17 protein-coding genes and 1 pseudogene are annotated in these 17,482 nt (G+C 64.5%); 10 read left to right on the top strand and 8 right to left on the bottom strand.

Features of this window, described 5'->3' with window-relative positions; translation table 11 throughout:
• Window positions 1–52 precede the first annotated feature (52 nt).
• The 7 genes from Mlute_RS00670 to mnhG are packed head-to-tail and all read left to right on the top strand — an operon-like array spanning window position 53 to window position 5,786.
• On the top strand, window positions 53–2,329 hold the full coding sequence (locus Mlute_RS00670) for a putative monovalent cation/H+ antiporter subunit A (protein WP_119358853.1): 2,277 nt from the start codon (window positions 53–55) through the stop codon (window positions 2,327–2,329).
• Window positions 2,326–2,751, top strand: coding sequence for a Na+/H+ antiporter subunit B (locus Mlute_RS00665; protein WP_119358852.1), 426 nt, complete (start codon window positions 2,326–2,328; stop codon window positions 2,749–2,751). The genes Mlute_RS00670 and Mlute_RS00665 overlap by 4 nt, the downstream gene beginning before the upstream one ends.
• A complete protein-coding gene (locus Mlute_RS00660; RefSeq protein WP_119358851.1) occupies window positions 2,751–3,164 on the top strand; it encodes an NADH-quinone oxidoreductase subunit K in 414 nt (137 codons plus the stop codon). The genes Mlute_RS00665 and Mlute_RS00660 overlap by 1 nt, the downstream gene beginning before the upstream one ends.
• Window positions 3,161–4,636 (top strand): proton-conducting transporter transmembrane domain-containing protein, encoded by a 1,476-nt coding sequence (locus Mlute_RS00655; RefSeq protein WP_119358850.1) that lies wholly within the window; start codon window positions 3,161–3,163, stop codon window positions 4,634–4,636. Before Mlute_RS00660 ends, Mlute_RS00655 begins: the two co-directional genes overlap by 4 nt.
• Window positions 4,633–5,112 carry a Na+/H+ antiporter subunit E gene (locus Mlute_RS00650; RefSeq protein ID WP_119358849.1) on the top strand — a complete coding sequence of 160 codons (480 nt, stop codon included), beginning with the start codon at window positions 4,633–4,635 and terminating at the stop codon, window positions 5,110–5,112. Before Mlute_RS00655 ends, Mlute_RS00650 begins: the two co-directional genes overlap by 4 nt.
• Complete coding sequence (locus Mlute_RS00645) at window positions 5,109–5,375, top strand: monovalent cation/H+ antiporter complex subunit F (protein ID WP_119358848.1); 267 nt, start codon at window positions 5,109–5,111, stop codon at window positions 5,373–5,375. Before Mlute_RS00650 ends, Mlute_RS00645 begins: the two co-directional genes overlap by 4 nt.
• A 30-nt stretch (window positions 5,376–5,405) precedes the next feature.
• The gene (gene mnhG, locus Mlute_RS00640; RefSeq protein WP_245958790.1) at window positions 5,406–5,786 is read left to right on the top strand and encodes a monovalent cation/H(+) antiporter subunit G; all 381 of its coding nucleotides are present in this window, start codon (window positions 5,406–5,408) and stop codon (window positions 5,784–5,786) included.
• A gap of 4 nt (window positions 5,787–5,790) precedes the next feature.
• Here mnhG and Mlute_RS00635 read toward each other — a convergent pair whose 3' ends face one another.
• On the bottom strand, window positions 5,791–6,531 hold the full coding sequence (locus tag Mlute_RS00635; RefSeq protein WP_119358846.1) for an esterase family protein: 741 nt from the start codon (window positions 6,529–6,531) through the stop codon (window positions 5,791–5,793).
• 2 nt (window positions 6,532–6,533) lie between these two features.
• Window positions 6,534–7,694 carry an ATP-grasp domain-containing protein gene (locus Mlute_RS00630; protein WP_119358845.1) on the bottom strand — a complete coding sequence of 387 codons (1,161 nt, stop codon included), beginning with the start codon at window positions 7,692–7,694 and terminating at the stop codon, window positions 6,534–6,536.
• 104 nt (window positions 7,695–7,798) lie between these two features.
• Between Mlute_RS00630 and Mlute_RS00625 the strand changes: the two genes are divergently transcribed.
• Both Mlute_RS00625 and Mlute_RS00620 read left to right on the top strand, forming a co-directional pair.
• Window positions 7,799–8,254, top strand: a complete 456-nt coding sequence (locus tag Mlute_RS00625) for a hypothetical protein (RefSeq protein ID WP_119358844.1) — start codon at window positions 7,799–7,801, stop codon at window positions 8,252–8,254.
• A gap of 3 nt (window positions 8,255–8,257) precedes the next feature.
• The gene (locus tag Mlute_RS00620; protein ID WP_119358843.1) at window positions 8,258–9,010 is read left to right on the top strand and encodes a hypothetical protein; all 753 of its coding nucleotides are present in this window, start codon (window positions 8,258–8,260) and stop codon (window positions 9,008–9,010) included.
• A 6-nt stretch (window positions 9,011–9,016) separates the two neighbouring features.
• Here the strand turns inward: Mlute_RS00620 and Mlute_RS00615 are convergent, their stop codons facing one another.
• The 4 genes from Mlute_RS00615 to Mlute_RS00600 all read right to left on the bottom strand — a co-directional run bounded on the left by Mlute_RS00615 (window position 9,017) and on the right by Mlute_RS00600 (window position 15,725).
• A complete protein-coding gene (locus Mlute_RS00615; protein WP_119358842.1) occupies window positions 9,017–9,736 on the bottom strand; it encodes a DUF58 domain-containing protein in 720 nt (239 codons plus the stop codon).
• Between the two features lie 97 nt (window positions 9,737–9,833).
• The gene (aceA, locus tag Mlute_RS00610; RefSeq protein ID WP_119358841.1) at window positions 9,834–11,129 is read right to left on the bottom strand and encodes an isocitrate lyase; all 1,296 of its coding nucleotides are present in this window, start codon (window positions 11,127–11,129) and stop codon (window positions 9,834–9,836) included.
• Window positions 11,130–11,309: 180 nt separating this feature from the next.
• Window positions 11,310–14,435: a carbamoyl-phosphate synthase large subunit gene (gene carB / locus Mlute_RS00605; protein WP_119358840.1), complete on the bottom strand. Its 3,126-nt coding sequence runs from the start codon at window positions 14,433–14,435 to the stop codon at window positions 11,310–11,312.
• 90 nt (window positions 14,436–14,525) lie between these two features.
• The gene (locus tag Mlute_RS00600) at window positions 14,526–15,725 is read right to left on the bottom strand and encodes a glycosyltransferase family 4 protein (RefSeq protein WP_119358839.1); all 1,200 of its coding nucleotides are present in this window, start codon (window positions 15,723–15,725) and stop codon (window positions 14,526–14,528) included.
• Between the two features lie 116 nt (window positions 15,726–15,841).
• On the opposite strand from Mlute_RS00600, the gene Mlute_RS00595 reads away from it, so the two are divergent.
• On the top strand, window positions 15,842–16,297 hold the full coding sequence (locus Mlute_RS00595; RefSeq protein WP_119358838.1) for a methyltransferase family protein: 456 nt from the start codon (window positions 15,842–15,844) through the stop codon (window positions 16,295–16,297).
• Here the strand turns inward: Mlute_RS00595 and Mlute_RS00590 are convergent.
• Window positions 16,294–16,956: an HAD family hydrolase gene (locus Mlute_RS00590; protein WP_119358837.1), complete on the bottom strand. Its 663-nt coding sequence runs from the start codon at window positions 16,954–16,956 to the stop codon at window positions 16,294–16,296. The genes Mlute_RS00595 and Mlute_RS00590 overlap by 4 nt on opposite strands.
• Window positions 16,925–17,482 (bottom strand): annotated as a pseudogene (locus Mlute_RS15525) (MFS transporter); the annotation flags it as partial. The gene Mlute_RS00590 and the pseudogene Mlute_RS15525, both read right to left, overlap by 32 nt.

The raw sequence follows: 17,482 nt of genomic DNA, 5'->3' as shown, positions 1-17,482 counted from the left end.
AAAGGCCTTCGCCCTTTGTTATCTTGTGTAAGGCTTTTTCCGGAGCTTGTGTATGGTCGCTGCTGTGTTGGTTGCTTTCGCTGGAGCTTTGGGCGCTCCCTGGGTCTACCGAGGCCTGGGGAACTGGGCGGGCTGGGGGTTGGCCCTTTTGCCCTTGGGCCTCACCCTGTACTTCGCCAGCTTTCTGCCCGCGGTGCTCGCCGGTCAGACCCTGCGCCACGGGGTTCCCTGGGTGCCCAGCCTTGGGGTGAGCCTGTCCTTTTACCTGGACGGGCTTTCGCTCCTGTTTGCCCTGCTCATCACGGGCATCGGCACCTTCATTGTGATCTACTCCGGCGGCTACCTGAAGGGCCACCCCGACCTGGGGCGCTTCTACCTGGTCATCCTGCTCTTCATGGCCTCCATGCTGGGGCTGGTGCTGGCCGACAACATCGTGACGCTGTTTGTGATGTGGGAGCTCACCAGCCTCACCTCCTATCTGCTGATCGGGTTCAACCACACCGAGTTCCGCTCGCGCCGAGCGGCCACCCAGGCCCTCATCGTCACCGCGGGGGGTGGGCTGGCCCTGCTGGCGGGGCTCATCCTGCTGGCGGGGATGGGGGGTTCGTGGGAGATTTCCGAGCTGCTCGCCAAGGGCGAGGTGCTGCGGGCGCATCCGTGGTACCTGGGGGCGCTGGTGCTGGTGCTTCTAGGGGCTTTTACCAAGTCGGCCCAGTTCCCCTTCCACTTCTGGCTCCCCAACGCCATGGAGGCCCCCACCCCGGTCTCGGCCTACCTGCACTCGGCCACCATGGTCAAGGCGGGGGTGTATCTACTGGCCCGGCTCCAGCCCGCCCTGGGCGGCACCGAGGTCTGGAACAGCACCCTGATGGCCTTTGGACTGGCCACCCTGCTCACCGGGGCCACCCTGACCTTCCGCCACACCGACCTCAAGCGGCTTTTGGCCTACTCCACGGTGGCCGCGCTGGGGGCCCTGGTCTTTGCGATTGGGATGGTGCCCCTTACCAGCTACTACGGGGCGGTGGGGTTTGCCACCTTCCTGCTGGCCCACTCGCTCTACAAGGGGGGGCTTTTCATGGCGGCGGGGGCAGTGGACCACGAGGCCGGAACCCGTAACATCGGTCAGCTCTCGGGCCTCTTTCGAGCCATGCCCATTACGGGGGTGGCGGTGGTGCTGGCGGCCCTGTCGCTGGCCGGGCTGCCGCCGGTGCTGGGCTTTTTGGGCAAGGAGGTGCTCTACAGCGCCGCTTTGGAGGCGGCTCGGCCCTGGATGATTGGGCTGGCGGTGCTGGGTTTTGCGGTGGGGGCTACCCTGGCCCTCATCCTCACAGTGCCCTTTTTCCGAGGCCGGCCCCCCGAGGGGGTGCACGAGGGGCCCCCGAGCCTCTGGCTGGGGCCGGTGGTGCTGGCGGGGCTAGGCCTCTTGGTGGGGTTGTTTCCGGGGCTTTACAACCCCCTGGCCGATGCTGTGGCCAGCGCGGTGAAGGGCCATCCGGTTGAATACCACCTGAAGCTCTGGCACGGCCTCAACCTGCCACTGCTGTTGAGCTTGCTTACGGTGTTCCTGGGCGTGGGGCTTTATTTCCTGTACCCGCGCCTACAGGACTGGATGGCCCGGGAGCCGGTCCCTGGACCGGAGAGCGCCTATGTGGGCCTCATGCGGGGGCTGATGCGGTTTTCAAGCGGGCTCGAGCGGCTCCTGCAAAGTGGCTCCCTCAGAGCCTACCTGGTTTGGACGTTTTCGGGGCTGGTGGTCCTGGTGGGCCTGGCCTTGCTACGTGGCAACGGGCTTTTCTGGCCCCAACTCCCCTTAGGACCGCACCCTGGCCAGGCCGTTTTGCTGGTCCTCATGCTGCTTGCTGCGCTGGCCGCACTCCGGCTGCGGGCCCACCTGGCGATGGTGGTGGTGGTGGGCATCGTGGGGGCCGGCGTGGCGATTATTTTCCTGCTGCAGAACGCTCCCGACCTGGCCATCACCCAGTTTTTGGTAGAGACCCTGACCGCCGTGCTGATTGCGCTGGTGCTGTTGCAGATTCGCCGCATCGGGGCAGTGCCCAGAGGGCGTTTCTTGGACAAGCTGGTGGCGCTGGGCTTTGGGGGGGTTTTGACCCTGCTGATGCTTTCCATGCTGGCCCAGCCCATGAGCCCCCACCTTTCCCAATTCTTTGCCGAGAAGAGCCTGCCTGAAGGCTTCGGGCGCAACATCGTGAACGTCATCCTGGTGGACTTCCGTGGCCTTGATACCTTTGGGGAGATTACCGTGGTGGGGCTGGCTGGGTTAGGGGTTTATGCCCTTTTGCAGCGTCTTAGAAGGGAGGAAAAGCCTTGAACACGCTGATTCTAAGGACGACCTCGAGCTTCCTCTTCACCCTTTTGCTCCTACTCTCGGTCTTCCTGTTGTTCCGAGGCCACAACGAGCCGGGGGGGGGCTTTATCGGGGCGCTGGTGGCGGTGGGGGCCTATGCCCTTTATGCCCTGGCCCACGGGCTTTCGGCGGCCCGCAGGCTGCTGCCCCTGCACCCTCTGCGGCTGGTGGGGTGGGGTCTTCTAGTGGCCCTCCTGAGCGCGCTGGTGGCCTTTCTCCTGGGTAAACCGCTCATGACCGGGGTCTGGTTCAGCCTGCTGGGGGTCAAGGTGGGCACCCCGGTCATCTTTGACATCGGGGTTTACTTGACCGTGTTTGGGGCGTTGTTGTCGGCTATTTTTGGGCTCGAGGAGTCCGCCAAGGCCCACAGGTCGGAGGAGGGCTGATGGAGGTCCTGATCGCTTTCCTAGTGGGGGGGCTGGCGGCGGTGGGGGTTTACCTGATGCTCAGGCCTCACCTGATTCAGTTTTTGATTGGCTTTCTGGTGCTGGGCAACGCCGCAAACCTGCTCATCTTCACTGCAGGCCGCTTGGGAAGCCAGTCCCCTCCCCTTGTGCAGCGGGATGGCAGTCTGCTGGAGACCATCGCCAACCCACTGCCACAGGCGCTAATTCTTACGGCCATCGTAATCGGCTTTGGCCTGGCCGCTTTTGGTATCGTGCTTTTCTACAAAGCCGAGCAGGCCCTGGGCACGCTCAACGCCGAGGCCATGCCCGAGGTGTTTGAGCCGGCCCCTGCTCCTTCCCCGGTGGACCAAGTTCGGGCTCCTACGCCCGAGAAGGAGCGCATACCGGTATGAGCCCCTTGGTGCTGCCCCTTTTGGTACCCCTCACCACGGCTGTGCTCTGTTTGGTGGTGGCCCGGCCTAAGGTCCAGCGCGTTTTGGGCTTGCTGGGGGCCCTGGCTTTACTGGTCTCAGCCTTGGCCCTTCTCCTCGAGGTGCACCGGCGGGGCATCCAGGCGGTGCAAATCGGGAACTGGCCGGCCCCCTTTGGCATCACCTTCGTAGCCGACCACCTCTCGGCGCTGATGGTTGTGGCTGGCGGGGTAGTGGCGGTGGCGGTGGCGCTTTTTGCCCTGGCCGAGCCCGACCTTCCCCGGGAGCGGCTGGGCTACTACCCCCTCAGCCATTTCCTGCTTTTCGGGGTGAACGGAGCCTTTCTCACCGGCGACATCTTCAACATGTACGTCTGGTTTGAGGTGCTCCTGCTCTCTTCCTTCGTGCTGATGGTGTTGGGCAGTGGTAAGGCCCAGCTCGCTGGGGGGGTTAAGTATTTTGCCGTCTCCCTTTTCTCCTCGGTCCTCTTCCTGGTGGCGGTGGGGCTTTTGTACGGCTCTACCGGGGCTTTGAACCTGGCCGACCTGGCCACCCGGGTGGCTGGACTGCCCTCGGGCTTCCAAAACGCCTTGGCCATGCTCTTTTTGGTGGCCTTTGGACTTAAGGCGGCGGTCTTTCCCTTCTTCTTCTGGCTGCCCGCCTCCTATCCGGCTCCCCCGGTCACCATATCGGCCCTTTTCGCTGGGCTCTTGACCAAGGTAGGGGTCTATGCCTTGCTGCGGGTTTTTACCCTGCTTTTTGCCCAAGACCCGGCCTTCAGCCATGGGGTGATCCTTTGGGTGGCTGGGTTGACCCTCCTTCTGGGGGCCTTTTTGGCCCTGGCCCAGGGGGAGCTCCGCCGCCTCTTGTCCTTTCAGCTCGTGAGCCACATCGGCTATATGCTTATGGGGCTGGGCCTCCTGACCCCGCTGGCCCTGGCCGGTTCGGTTTTCTACGCCCTCAACCACATGTTGGTCATCTCGGCCCTTTTCCTGCTGGCAGGGCTGCTTTACCACCTGCAGGGCACCTCGGTGCTGGTGAGGATGGGCGGCCTTTACCGCAGCCACCCCGGGTTGGCCCTGCTCTTCCTGCTCCCGGCCTTCTCCTTGGCCGGCCTGCCGCCCTTTTCAGGGTTTTGGGCCAAGTTCACCCTGGCCGCCGCGGGGCTGGAGGCCGGGGCCTATGCGATTGTGGGGGTGGCGCTCTTGGTAGGCCTGCTGACCCTTCTTTCCATGGGGATGGTCTTCGCTGAGGTTTTCTGGAAGACCCCCCCTGAGGAAAGGGCCGTCCCGGGGGGCTGGGAAAGGCTGGTCTTTCCGGTGGTTCTGCTCGCGGTCTTGACCCTGGGTATTGGGCTTTGGGCCGAGCCCCTGATGGCCCTCTCACAGCAGGCTGCTCGGGAGCTGCTCGAGCCCACCCCTTACATCCAGGCTGTGCTGGGGGTGAGCCGATGAGGGCTTTTTCCCACAACGTCCTCCTCACCATCTTTTGGATGCTGGTGACCGAGAGCTTTACCCTGGCCAACTTCCTGGTGGGGTTCTTCATCAGCTTTTTGCTGCTTTTGCTGGCCCGCTCCCTCTTTGACCCCACCTCGAGGCGCTACTTCACCCTGGCGTGGAAGCTTCCCCGCTTTGTGGCCCTGATGTTTTGGGAGATTCTCCTCTCCAGCCTACAGGTGGCCCGGGCGGTGCTCTCGCCTCGGGTGCGCATCAGGCCGGGGATTTTGGCCTATCCGCTGGAAGCCCGGAGCGACCTCGAGATCACCCTGCTGGCCAACCTGATCACCCTGACCCCAGGCACCCTGAGCCTGGATGTCTCCACCGACCGCAGGGTGCTCTACGTCCACGGGATGTTCATGGACGACCCCAAGGCGGTTATGAGCTCCATTCACCACAGCCTGGAAAAGGCGGTGTTGGAGGTGACCCGATGAGTTTTCTGGAAGGGGCGCTTATCGCCCTCCTGCTCACCTTGCCCTTTGCTGTTTACCGGCTTGTCTGGGGCCCCACCCTCCCCGACCGGGTGGTGGGGCTTGACCTCATCACCACGGTCTCGGTGGCCCTGGCCGCTTTGTACGCTTTGGTAAGCGGCCAGACCGCCTTCCTTGACGTGGCTACGGCCCTGGCCCTCTTCGCTTTTCTGGCGACCCTGGGGTTGGCCCGCTACATTGAGTACCGCGGCCACAAGGAGGACTGAGCAGAAACCCCACCCAAGGAGGAAGCCCTGATGCTGACGCTGGTTTATGCCCTGGTCCTGGGCGGTATCTTTTTCCTCTTCATCGCCGCTGTAGGGGTGGTGCGGATGCCCGACCTCTACAACCGGATGCACGCTACCTCCAAGGCCGCCACCTTAGGGGTGGGCCTCATTCTGGTAGCGGTGGCGGTTTTCTACTGGGAGCTCTCGGTGGCCGCGCGGGCCTTGGCCACGCTGGCCTTTATCGTTCTGACTGCGCCCGTGGCGGCCCATGCCCTAGGCCGGGCCGCCTACCTGTCGGGGGTCAAGCCCTGTGAGGATACCTATATAGATGAGCTGGCCGGGCACTACCAAAAAAACCACAAGCTCGAGTCGGTGGAGGTCAAGCCCCCTGCGTCCGACCCTTCGGAGTGAGGCTTCAGACCCCCAGGCGCTCGAGGTAGTAGGGCAGCATCCTACGCCACCAAGGCCAGTCGTGGTCCACGTCGTGGCCCCAGTACTCCACCAAAGCGGGGATGCGCTTTTCGGCCAACACCCGCTCCATGGCCCGCGTATCGGCGATGCACTCCTCCTCCCAGCGGCCCTGCCCGACCACAAAGACGATTTTTTTCCCATGGCGGTAGCGCTCCAATAGGGCCTCGTCGTGCATGTTGGCCAGGTACCAAAGGGGCGAGTTGAAGTAAGCGTCCATTCCCCCTTCGTCCCCCACGAAGCCCCGCACCTGGTAGAGCCCCGAGAGGGCGATTACCCCGTCAAAGGCTTCGGGATGCTTAAAGAAGAAGTTAGCGGCGTGAAAAGCCCCCATGCTGCACCCGGTGAGCCACATGGTGGGCAGGCCGGTGTTCTTCTGCACAAAGGGCACCACCTCCCCCATGATGTAGGCGTCGTAGTCGTTGTGCCGGCGGGCCCGTTCCCAAGGGGGGACGCTCTGGTTGGTCCAGCTCTGCCAGTCAATCCCGTCCACGCAGATGAACTTAATCCGGCCCGCCTCGAGCAGGTACCCGCAGGCCTCCACCATTCCCCCATGCCCCTCCCAGTCGTACCAGCGGCCGTTCTGGGCTGGGAAGACCACGATGGGCTGGCCGTAGTGGCCGTACACCTTGAGCTCCATTTCCTGGCCCAGGTGGGGGCTGTACCACTTGTGGTACTCGGTGTGCATGGCTAGGCCCGCTCCTGAATGGCCTGGGCGGCAGCCAGCAGGGTATCCAGCTCAGGGTGGCGCAAGATGTAGCCGTAGTTGCCGATGGCCCCGGAAAAAATGCCGCTGATGGGTTCGTGGTGAGCGATGAGGGGTCCGAACTCGGCCAGGACCTGGTCGTGGGAGCGCCGATAGGGGATGTGATCTTTGCGCCCGACGTAGGTGGCGAAGTAGGGGTAGGTGGGCTTTTCCCTTACCTCGCCGTAGGTGAGCAGGTTGGCCCACTCCCGGAAGATGTCCATGTCGTTGGCGTAGTTGAACATGTCCACAGTAAGCCCCCCGGGTGGGCGCACATTCACCTCCAACGCTACCAGTGAGCCGTCCTCCAGGCGGAAGAACTCAAAGTGGAAGAAGCGCTCCCGTATTCCGAAGGTCTCCACCACCTTCTTGCCGGCCTCGCGCAGGTCTTCGGGGATTTGCCGGACCATGTAGTAGTAGATGTCGCTGTCCTCATTGACTGCCTCCATCACGCCTTTGGAGTACTCCAGCGAGCTGTCCAGCACCACCTGGCCCTTTAGGTCGGTAAGCCCGTCGTAGGTAACGATGCGACCCGGGATGAACTCCTCCACGATGTAGTCTACCGGGGGCTTGGTGGCGATGTAGTGCTTCAGCTCCTCGTCGTTGGTTAGCTTGTAGGTTTTGGCTGCGCCCACCCCGATGTCGGGTTTAGCCACCACCGGGTAGCCCACCTCGTCTATGAAGTCCTGCACCTCGGCGGCGCTCTTGCAGACCCTGCCCCGGGCCACCCGTAGCCCGGCTTTTTGGAAGAACTGCTTCATCACCGATTTGCGCTTGAAGCGGTCCATCTCGGCGGGCCTTAGGCCGAAGATGTTAAAGTCCTCGCGAAGCCTGGCCTCGGTTTGCAGCCAGTATTCGTTGAGGGAGTCCAGGCGGTCTAGCTTGCCGTAGCGGTGGGTGAAGTAGCCCAGGGCCCGCAGGAGCTCGTCGTAGTGGTGCAGGTCCCCCACCTTGTAGTACTCGGTAAGGGCTTGGCGCAGCTCCGGGCGCAAGTGGTCGTACTCGGCGTCGGCCAGGCCCAGCACGTTGTGCCCGGCCTCCCGCAGGCGAACGCAGAACGGCCAGAAGTTGGGGGGGAAGTGGGGGGACAGGAAGACTACATTCATCTCATGCCTCCAGGCTTTCGCTTTGCCCCCAGTATTCCCAAGGCCAGGCCCCAGCGCAAGGGATTTTCCTTGCCAAAGGGCCTGGGGTTGGGTAGGGTATGGGCATGCGGCGGTTTCTGTTGGCCTTCTTGGTGGGCCTGCTGTTCTGGGGGTCGGGTAGGGCCGGCGGGGCCGACCTTGGCTTCTCGGTGCGCAACGGGCCCAATGGGAATTTCATGGGGCATCTGGGGATGTATCTGGATGGCTTCCCGGTAGACTACCGCTCCCAGCTGGTGCTGGGCTCCCCTGGCGGGCTTTACCTGAGTGCGGAGGCGGTCTACTCCCCACCACTTTACCTGTTGCTGCGGCCCTACCTGGCGGCCGGGTTGGCTCTGGGCATTACCGGTTACACCGCCCAAAACGAGCTGCGGCTGCGCTTTGGCGAGCGTTGGTACGCCGTTTTTTCACTGGGCCTGCAGTTCCCGGAGCGGGGGTACCGGCCCTACCTGGAGTTCAGCCAGGTGGTGGGTTCGGAGAGTTTTCAGCGCTTTACCGTGGGTTTTGTGGTGGAGCTCCGGTAGGGTATGGGCCCTCGCGGACACACCGCGCTTCGTCCACTAGTGGTGCTCTACCGGGGGAAGAGCCAGTGGTATCCCCCCCTGCTGACGGTGGTCTTGCAGCTCGAGCTGCCCCTCTTCGTGTACGCTCACGAGCCCCGGGGGCCCCTCGAGGCCGCCCTAGAAGGGCTACTGCCCTTGGGATTGGGTGGGGCCGTGCTGGAGGACCCTGCCCTGCAGGCCCGGGCCGCGGCCCACCTCGCGCACCTCGAGCCGGAAGCGGCCCAGGCCCGGCGGGTGGATCTGGTGGTTCCCGAGCCCACAGGCAGCCGGGGCTTTTACCAAGGGCCCATAGCCCTGGCCCGGCTCATTGGACGCTACGCTTTGGGCGACAAGGCCCTTTGGGTGGGCCCATTGTCCCCCGAGCTGGCCTTGGGCCTGCGGGGGCTTAGCGCGGTTTCGGTGGTGGGGCCTAGCTTTCCTGAGGGTGAGGCCTTTCTGCAGCAGCTTCCTTCCCCTCAGCGGGGGGTGGTGGCGGTCAGCGAACCCCAGGCCCAGGCTGTGGCCCGCCAGGCCGACCTCCTCATCTACGCGGGTGGGCCCCTGCCTTTGGGCCTGATCCAACCCTACCACCGGGTGCTGGCCCTCAGGCCCCTTTCCCCCGAGGCCCTCCTGCGGGTAGGGGAGTGCTTCCCCCCAGAGTTGTGGCAGCGGTTCTGGCTTTCAGCGCTTTTGGAGCCCTTGGGCTACACCCTGCCGCCGGAAGCCTTCGTGCTCTAGGCCCCTTTATCGTTCCTCCAGAACCCCCTGCCGAAGGAGCGCGGGCAGGATGGGTTCCCCAACCCGCAACAAGGCGTAGCTTCCCAGCCTGCGGGCTGTGGTTCGCAGCCGCAGGAGGTGTTCTTCCAGAGCCTCCTGGTAGCCCCGCACCTCGGCGGGGCCCACCTCGAGCTGCCCTCCGGTCTCCACATCGCGCAAGAGCGCCTCGGTGAAGCCGGGGGCCAGCTCCTCAGGGGCCATCACCTGGATCAGGACCACCCGCCTTAGCCGCTTCAGCAGCCGCAGCCAGTCTAGTTCGTCCAGCCCGTCGGTGATGAGCACCGTCACCCCTCCGGGCCGAGGGGCGCTCAGGAGCGCTTTGGGGCCTTCCACCACCGGGGCGGGCTGTCCTCGGAAACGCCCTTTTCCCCAGAGAAAAACACCCTCCGGGCGGGCTAGTCCGACCAGGAGCCGGAAGACCCGCTCGGCGAAGGCCTGCTTGCCCAAAAGCCCCATGCTGGGCGAACCGTCCAAGAAAAAGGTAAAGCGGGCAGGGGCCTCGGCCTGGAAGCGCCGGGTGTAGAGCCGGCCGGTGCGGGCAAAAGCACGCCAATCTATAAACCGTGGCTCGTCGCCTTGGGCATATCCGCGCAGCTCGTGGAACTCCAGCCCCCGGCCCGGTCTGGCCTGGGTGCGCTCGCCGGCAAAGGGCTGAGTGGGCCGGGCGCGGATGCGGTAGCGGGTCACAAAAACCATGCTAAGCCCCCCAGGAGGGGCCTTGTCAAAACCCTGGGCTGGTTGGGGCCCCCACGGGAAGCCCCGGGCTTCCCGTGGGGTGTGGGGCTTAGTGGAACTGGGCCTCCTCGGTTGAACCGGCCAGCGCCGCGGTGGAGGCCTGCCCGGCGGTGATGGCCATCAGCACCTCGTCGAAGTAGCCCGCCCCCACCTCGCGCTGGTGCTTGACCGCGGTGAAGCCGTCTTTTTCGGCAGCGAACTCGAGCTGCTGCAGCTCCACAAAGGCGCTCATGCCACGCTCCCGGTAGGCCTTGGCCAGCTCAAAGGTGCGGTAGTTGAGGTTGTGCCAGCCGGCCAGGGTGATGAATTGGAACTTGTAGCCCATGGCCCCCAGCTCACGCTGGAACTTGGCGATGGTCTCGTCGTCAAGGTTTTTCTTCCAGTTGAAGCTGGGAGAGCAATTGTAGGCCAGCATCTTGCCGGGGAACTCCTTATGGATGGCCTCGGCGAACCTGCGGGCCACCTCGAGGTCGGGGGTGCTGGTCTCCATCCACAGGAGGTCGGCGTAAGGGGCGTAGGCCAAGGAGCGGGTAATGCAGGCCTCCAGGCCGTTTTTGAAGCGGTAGAAGCCCTCTGGGGTGCGCTCTCCTGCCTTCACGAAGGGTCGGTCGCGCTCGTCTATGTCGCTGGTAATCAGCGTTGCCGCCTCAGCGTCGGTGCGGGCGATGATGAGGGTGGGCACGCCCATCACATCGGCGGCCAGCCGGGCAGCGTTCAGGGTGCGGATGTGCTGAGAGATGGGGATGAGCACCTTGCCCCCCAGGTGGCCGCACTTCTTCTCGCTTGAAAGCTGGTCCTCCCAGTGGACCGCGGCAGCCCCGGCCTCAATCATGCCCTTCATCAGCTCGAAGGCGTTCAGGGGACCGCCGAACCCCGCCTCGGCGTCGGCTACGATGGGGGCATACCAGTACCGGCCGCTTTTTCCTTCAGCCCGCTCAATCTGGTCGGCCCGCATCAAGGCGTTGTTGATGCGCTTTACAATTGCCGGCACCGAGTTGGCGGGGTAGAGGGACTGATCCGGGTAGGTCTGGGCGGCCAAGTTGGCGTCGGCGGCCACCTGCCAACCCGAGAGGTAGATGGCCTCCAGCCCAGCCTTCACCATCTGCACCGCCTGGGCCCCGGTGTAGGCCCCGAAGGTGTTAACGTAAGGGCGGGTGTGCAGGAGTTCCCAAAGCCGCTCGGCCCCGGCTTTGGCCAGGGTCTGCTCGGGCAGCAGGCTGGGCCGCAGGCGCACCACATCCTCGGCGCTGTAGTCGCGCTTGATGCCTTTCCAGCGCGGGTTGGTTTCCCACTCTCTGCGCAGCTTCTCGGCTTCCAGCTTCATCTCGGGGGTCAGCTTGGACATACAACCTCCTGGCTTTGAGTATGGAGGGAAACCTTTGTGTATTATTGGTGTATATCGGTGTTGTAAACACCTACAAAGTAGTGTAGATTTCTACTGGGTACACCTACACCAACCTGGTGTGTGTAGCCTGGTTAGCACCCGAAAAACCCCCTGGGCTCGCTCCTTTGCAGCCGAGGAGCTTTAGCGCAGGGCCACCCCTTCCTTTTGCCAGCTCTGCAAGGAGCGCACCGGCAGCTCGGAGGCCCTGGCCCGCAGGATGGCCATAAGGCTCCACCGGGCCCCCTCCGCCGTGGTGATGAAGGGTTTACCGGTCTCCACCGCCCGGCGCAGCTCGGGGTGCGGGGTGAGGGCGATGAGCAGGTCGTAGTCGTCCTCGGAAACCTCAAACCCCGCCTTCGCCCACTCGGCCTTGAGGTCATTCGCCCCGATGAAGCGCACCTTGCCCGAAAGCGGCAGGCGCTGGCCCACCCCCAGCTCGGCCCGGTAGTAGGCCAGGTAGGGGTCGGTGTCTATGCCCATGCTCTCACCGGTGGAGCGCATCTCCGGCCCCAGCACCGGGATCACCCCGGGGAACTTAAGCCAGGGGATGAGCACCTCCTTGACCGAGTAGAAGCCTGGGGTGGGGTCTTGGGTGAAGCCCAGGTCGTCCAGGGTTTGGCCTACGGCAATCAGGGCGGCGTACTTGGCCAGCGGGTGCCCGATGGCCTTGGAGACGAAGGGCACCGTGCGGGAGGCCCGGGGGTTGGCCTCCAGGATGTAGACCACATCATCCTTGACGGCGTACTGCACGTTGATAAGGCCCCTAACCCCCACCGCCAAGGCCAGCCTGCGGGTGTAGTCTTTGACGAGCTGAAGCTGCTGGGGAGAAAGCGAGATGGGGGGCAGGATGGTGGCCGAGTCGCCGGAGTGGACCCCGGCCCGCTCAATGTGCTCCATGATGCCCGCCACCACCACCTTTTTTCCATCCGATAGGGCGTCCACGTCCAGCTCGAGCGCGTTTTCCAAGTACTGGTCCAGGAGGATGGAGGGCCGCTCGGCCAGGGCGGCGTAGATGCCGCTCAGGTACCAGCGCAGCTCCTCGGGGCTCCGCACCACCTGCATGGCCCGCCCCCCCAGCACATAGCTGGGCCGGGCCATCAGGGGGTAGCCCAGCTTCTCGGCCAGCCGCAGGGCCTCCTCTGGGTCTTGGGCTACTGCCCCTTTGGGCTGGGGAATGCCCAGCTCGGTACAGAGCTTATTGAACTCGGCGCGGTCTTCGGCCTTGTGGATGGCCTCCCAGGGGGTGCCCAACAGCTGTACCCCGGCCTCGGCCAAGGGGCGGGCCAGCTTAAGGGGGGTCTGGCCGCCCAGGGTGGCGATGACCCCCAGCGGTTTTTCGTGCTCAACTAAGTTGAGCACGTCCTCCAGCGTAAGGGGTTCAAAGTAGAGCCGGTCGGCGGTGTCGTAGTCGGTGGAAACGGTCTCGGGGTTGGAGTTGACCATGATGGTCTCGTAGCCCTGTGCCCCGGCCTCGCCGGGCCGCTCAGGCGGTATCACGGCCTCGCGCAGGGCCCAGACCGCGTGCACGGTGGCATAATCAAACTCCACGCCTTGTCCGATGCGGATGGGGCCCGAGCCCAGAATCACCACCTTGGGTTTATCGGTGGGGCGCACCTCGTCCTCCAGCTCGTAGGCGCTGTAGTGGTAGGGCGTGTAGGCCTCGAACTCGGCGGCGCAGGTGTCCACGGTTTTGTAGACCGGGCGCACCCCCAGGGCTTGGCGGGTGCGGCGCACCTCTCCTTCACCGGTCCTAAGCAGCTCCCCCAGCCGTTTGTCCGATAGGCCCAACCCCTTTAGATAGCGCCAGTCCTCGGCGTCCTGGGGCGGCGATCGCCGGAGGTTTTCCTCGGCCTCTATGACTTCCCTGAACTGGTGCAGGAACCAGGGTTCAATGCGGGTTCTCTCATACAGACGTTCTATGGGTTCTCCCCGCCGCAGCAGCTCCAGCACCGCGTGGATGCGGGTGGGGCTAGGGTAGAGCCGCTTGTAGAGTTCGTCGGTGGTGTAGCCGGAAAACTCCGCCCGCACGTCGGCCTCGAGGCTCCGCAGGGCCTTACCAAACGACTCCTTGAAGGTGCGGCCGATGGCCATCACCTCGCCCACGCTCTTCATCTGCGTGCCGAGCCGGTCAGAGAAGCCACCCGGGTGGGTGTTGGGCAGCGTGCTGAACTTCTCAAAGGCGAAGCGGGGGATTTTGGTCACCACGTAGTCAATGGTGGGCTCGAAGGAGGCCGGGGTCTTCTGGGTGATGTCGTTGGGGATTTCGTCTAGGGTGTAGCCCACCGCCAGCAAAGCCGCGATTTTGGCGATGGGAAAGCCGGTGGCCTTGGAGGCCAGGGCGCTGGAGCGCGAGACCCGGGGGTTCATCTCGATCACGATCATCCGCCCGGTCTTGGGGTCTATGGCGAACTGGATGTTGGAGCCGCCGGTCTCCACCCCGATCTCGCGGATGATGGCGATGGCCGCATCGCGCATCCTTTGGTACTCCACGTCCGAAAGGGTCTGCGCGGGGGCCACGGTGATGGAGTCGCCGGTGTGGACCCCCATGGGGTCTACATTCTCGATGGAGGTGATGATGACCACGGTGTCGTTCTTGTCGCGCATCACCTCGAGCTCGTACTCCTTCCAGCCCACGATGGACTCTTCCACCAAGGCGGTGTGGGTGGGGGAGAGGGAAAGCCCCCGGGAGAGGATTTCCACAAACTCGGCCTCGCTTTCGGCGATGCCCCCGCCGGTGCCCCCCAGGGTGAAGCTGGGCCGCACCACCACCGGATAGCCGGTTACCGAACGGACAAACGCCAGGCCCTCCTCGAGGCTTCCCACCATCCTGCCCCGGGGTACATCCAGTCCAATTCTGAGCATGGCCCGCTGGAATTCCTCCCGGTCTTCCCCCTTCTTTATGGCCGCCGCATTGGCCCCGATGAGCTCTACCCCGTACTTCTCCAAGATGCCCTGCTCAAAGAGGGCCATGGCCAGGTTAAGCGCGGTCTGGCCCCCCAGGGTGGGCAGGAGGGCATCCGGACGCTCTTTGGCGATGATTTTTTCCAGAAAGTCCACCGTGAGGGGCTCGAGGTAGGTGCTTTCCGAAAGCTCGGGGTCGGTCATGATGGTCGCGGGGTTGGAGTTCACCAGCACCACCTCATAGCCCACGCTCTTTAGGGCCTTTAGGGCCTGGGTTCCGGAGTAGTCAAATTCGGCGGCCTGACCGATGGTGATGGGGCCTGAGCCGATAATCAGTATTTTTTTAAGGTCGGTGCGGGCGGGCATACCAAAGCAAGAGCATAGCATCCCTGGGGGCTTCTGGCTACCCCGGGGTGCATAGAGTTGCAGCTTGCTCGTATAAACAAACGCCCCGCCCTAGCGCGGGCCGGTGAGGCCGCTTTGCGGAAACCGCGGGAAGGGGAGGGTGAGCCGCCGTGGTTCAACCTGCACCAGCCGGCTGGCCTCGTCGTAGACCGCCACAATCTGCTCGGCCACCCGCCGGGCGGTGCGCTGGTCAGCAAAACGCCGGGCCCCCTGGCTGAAGCGCTGCCGCAGGTTCTCGTCCTGGAGCAGCCTTAGGGCCTGCGCGGCCATGGCCTGGTAATCTCCGGGAGGCACCAGGTAGCCGCTTCTTCCGTCGTCTACCCCTTGAAGGGTGCCGCCTGCGCCCACCGCCACCACCGGCAGGCCTACCGCCTGGGCTTCCCAGATGACCAGCCCTTGGGTCTCGGTCTCGCTGGCGAAGAGGAAGAGCTCGGCCATACGGTAGTAGCCGCCGATTTTCTCGTAGGGCACCGGCCCCACGAAGGTAAGGCACTCTTCCACCCCTAGCTGGCGGGCCAGCCGGGCCAGCTCTTGTTGCTCGGGGCCCATGCCTACCAAGGCCAGGTGGGCGTCAACGTGGTGGCGTATCTCGGCAAGGGCCCGGATGACCACATCCACGCTTTTTTCCTTGCCCAAGCGCCCCACGTGCAGTAGGCGGCGCTTGCCCGAGGGCCATGGAGAGGCGGGGTCGGGGGCGGCCTCCAGGAGGTCGGTGTCTATGCCGGTGGGGATTACCTTAATCTCCCGTTCTATCTCGTAGCTCTCAGCCAAGCGCTTCACCGGCTCGGTAGGGGCAATGACCACGTCCGCCCGGTTGTAGAAGGCCTGGCAGACTTTTTGCATGATGCCCACGTACTTGTTGAGCGTGGCCACCCCGGGGATGTAGTGGGCGTACTTTTCCAGATGGGTGTGGAAGGTGGAGACGTGAGGCAGCCGATGCCGGTAGGCCAGCCTGGCCCCCCAGATGCCGATGAAAAGAGGGGTGTGGGTGTGGAATATCTCAAACTCGGTAGGAAGGTACCGGCTGCTGGGCATAGCCAGGCGCTGGTTCTCAAAAAACGGATAGGGCACGCTGGGCACCCGCACCACCCCTTCCTCGCGGGGGTCGGCATCGGGCATCTCCGGCGCCAGCACCCAGGCCTCGTGGCCCATGCGCCGCAGCTCGCGCTTGAGCAGATACACACTGGTGGCGACCCCGTTTGGCCCTGGTAAATAGGTGTCGGTAAACAGGCCGATACGGTATAGGCGCACGGGTATATGTTAGCACAGCCCTCTGGTGTCCCTTCCGGGGGGTTTCGGGCCCGGCCAGGGGTGGGACCTCCCGAAGGCCCCGCTCCGGCGCGAGGGGGCGGGGTATTCTATACCTCATGGGCTTTGGTCGCTGGGGCGAGGGGTATGTGGTGGGGCAGTTTGCTCTGCTGGGCTTGCTGGCCCTGGCCTGGTGGCTTATGCCTTCGTCCAGCCCGGCCTGGTTGGTCGGGCTGGGGTGGGGTCTGGCCTGGGGAGGTCTCTTGGTGGCCTTGCTGGCCGCCAGGCAGCTTGGGCGCAACCTGACCGCCGTACCTAGACCAAAGCCGGAGGGGTATCTAGTGCAGGAGGGGCTTTACCGGGTGGTGCGCCACCCCATCTACTTTGGGTTGCTGCTTTGGGCCTTGGGAGGGAGCCTGGCCCATCTCAACCCCTGGACGTTTTTGCTGAGCGGGCTTTTGTTTGGGCTGCTGGACCGGAAGGCGGGGCTCGAGGAGCGCTTTTTGGAGCGGCTCTACCCCGAGTACCGGGACTACAGGCGCCGGGTTAGAAAGCTGATCCCTGGAGTGTATTAGGACATCGCTGGATCGTGGTCTTTCAGCCAGTCCCACAGCCGCCGGTCGGTGAAGTTGGGGATGCAGAGAAAGGCCCCGGCTTGCTCCAGGTCGCGGGCCTTGTGGCCGGTGGTGAGGGCCACGGTGGGGATGCCGGCCCCCACCGCCGCGCGCACCCCTGAGGGGGAGTCCTCAAAGGCCAGCGCCGCCTCTGGGCCAAGGCCCAGGCGTTGCAGCGCGGTGCGGTAGGGCAGGGGGTCGGGTTTGCCGAGGGGGAGTTCTTCGGAAAGCACCACAAGATCAAAGCGGAGGCTGAGCCGCTCCAGCAGGTGCTCGGCGTTCTCCCTGGGCGCATTGCTGACCAGAGCCCGCTTCAGGCCCCTTTCCTGGGCCCACCCCCAAAGCTCCAGCAACCCCGGCAGCGGCGTTACCCGGGCGGCCAGCTCGCGGAAGCGAGCCTCCTTCTGCGCCAGGAACCGCTCACCTTCAGCCTGGGAAAGCTGGGGCAGCACCCGCCGGACAATCTCGGGGTTCAGGCCCCCGCTGATCTGGGTCTGGTAGTAGTGGTGGTCGGCCTTTATGCCGTGGCGGGCCAGGGCCTCGAGCCAGGCTTGCTCGTGCAGACGGTCGGTGTCGGCTAGGGTGCCGTCAAGATCGAAGAGCAGGGCTCGCAGCTTCATGTTGGCTCCTCAGGAGGTGGGTCGCCAAGGCCATCCAGGCCATCACCCCCAGCATCCCCCAGCCCAGCGCCCCTGGGGGCATCCAGGCGAAGGCTGCAGGGATTAGATTGGCCCCCACCGCCCCGGCGTAGAAGAGGTGGGTGGCGGTGTGAGGGCCAATGGCCTCCCGGGCAAAGCTGTAGAGGGTGGGAAAGGTGGGGGCCAGCAGGAAGCCCAGCAGGGGAAAGGCCCAGGCTAAAGGGGGCACAAGGTAGCAAGCCACCGTCCCCAAAGCCAGCAGGTGCAGGCCAAGCAGCCGGACCAGCGGTCGCTCGGCCATTAGGGCAGCGAGCCCAAGCCGGCCCAGGGTAAAGGCCACCCAAAACAGCGAGAGCAGCACCCCCACCAGGCGCGGCTCGTAGTTCAGGTGGCGCAGATAGAGGCCGGAGAAGCTCGAGACCACCAGTTCCGCAGCCACGTAAGTTACCGTGGCCCCCAGCACATAGGGGAGCAAGCCCTGGAGGCTGCCGCTTTGGGGGGTGGGGGC

The organism is Meiothermus luteus (genome assembly GCF_003574085.1).
In the GTDB taxonomy this organism is placed as follows: domain Bacteria; phylum Deinococcota; class Deinococci; order Deinococcales; family Thermaceae; genus Meiothermus; species Meiothermus luteus.
Note: the sequence above shows the minus strand (reverse complement) of the source record. Positions and strands in the feature narration are given on the sequence as shown.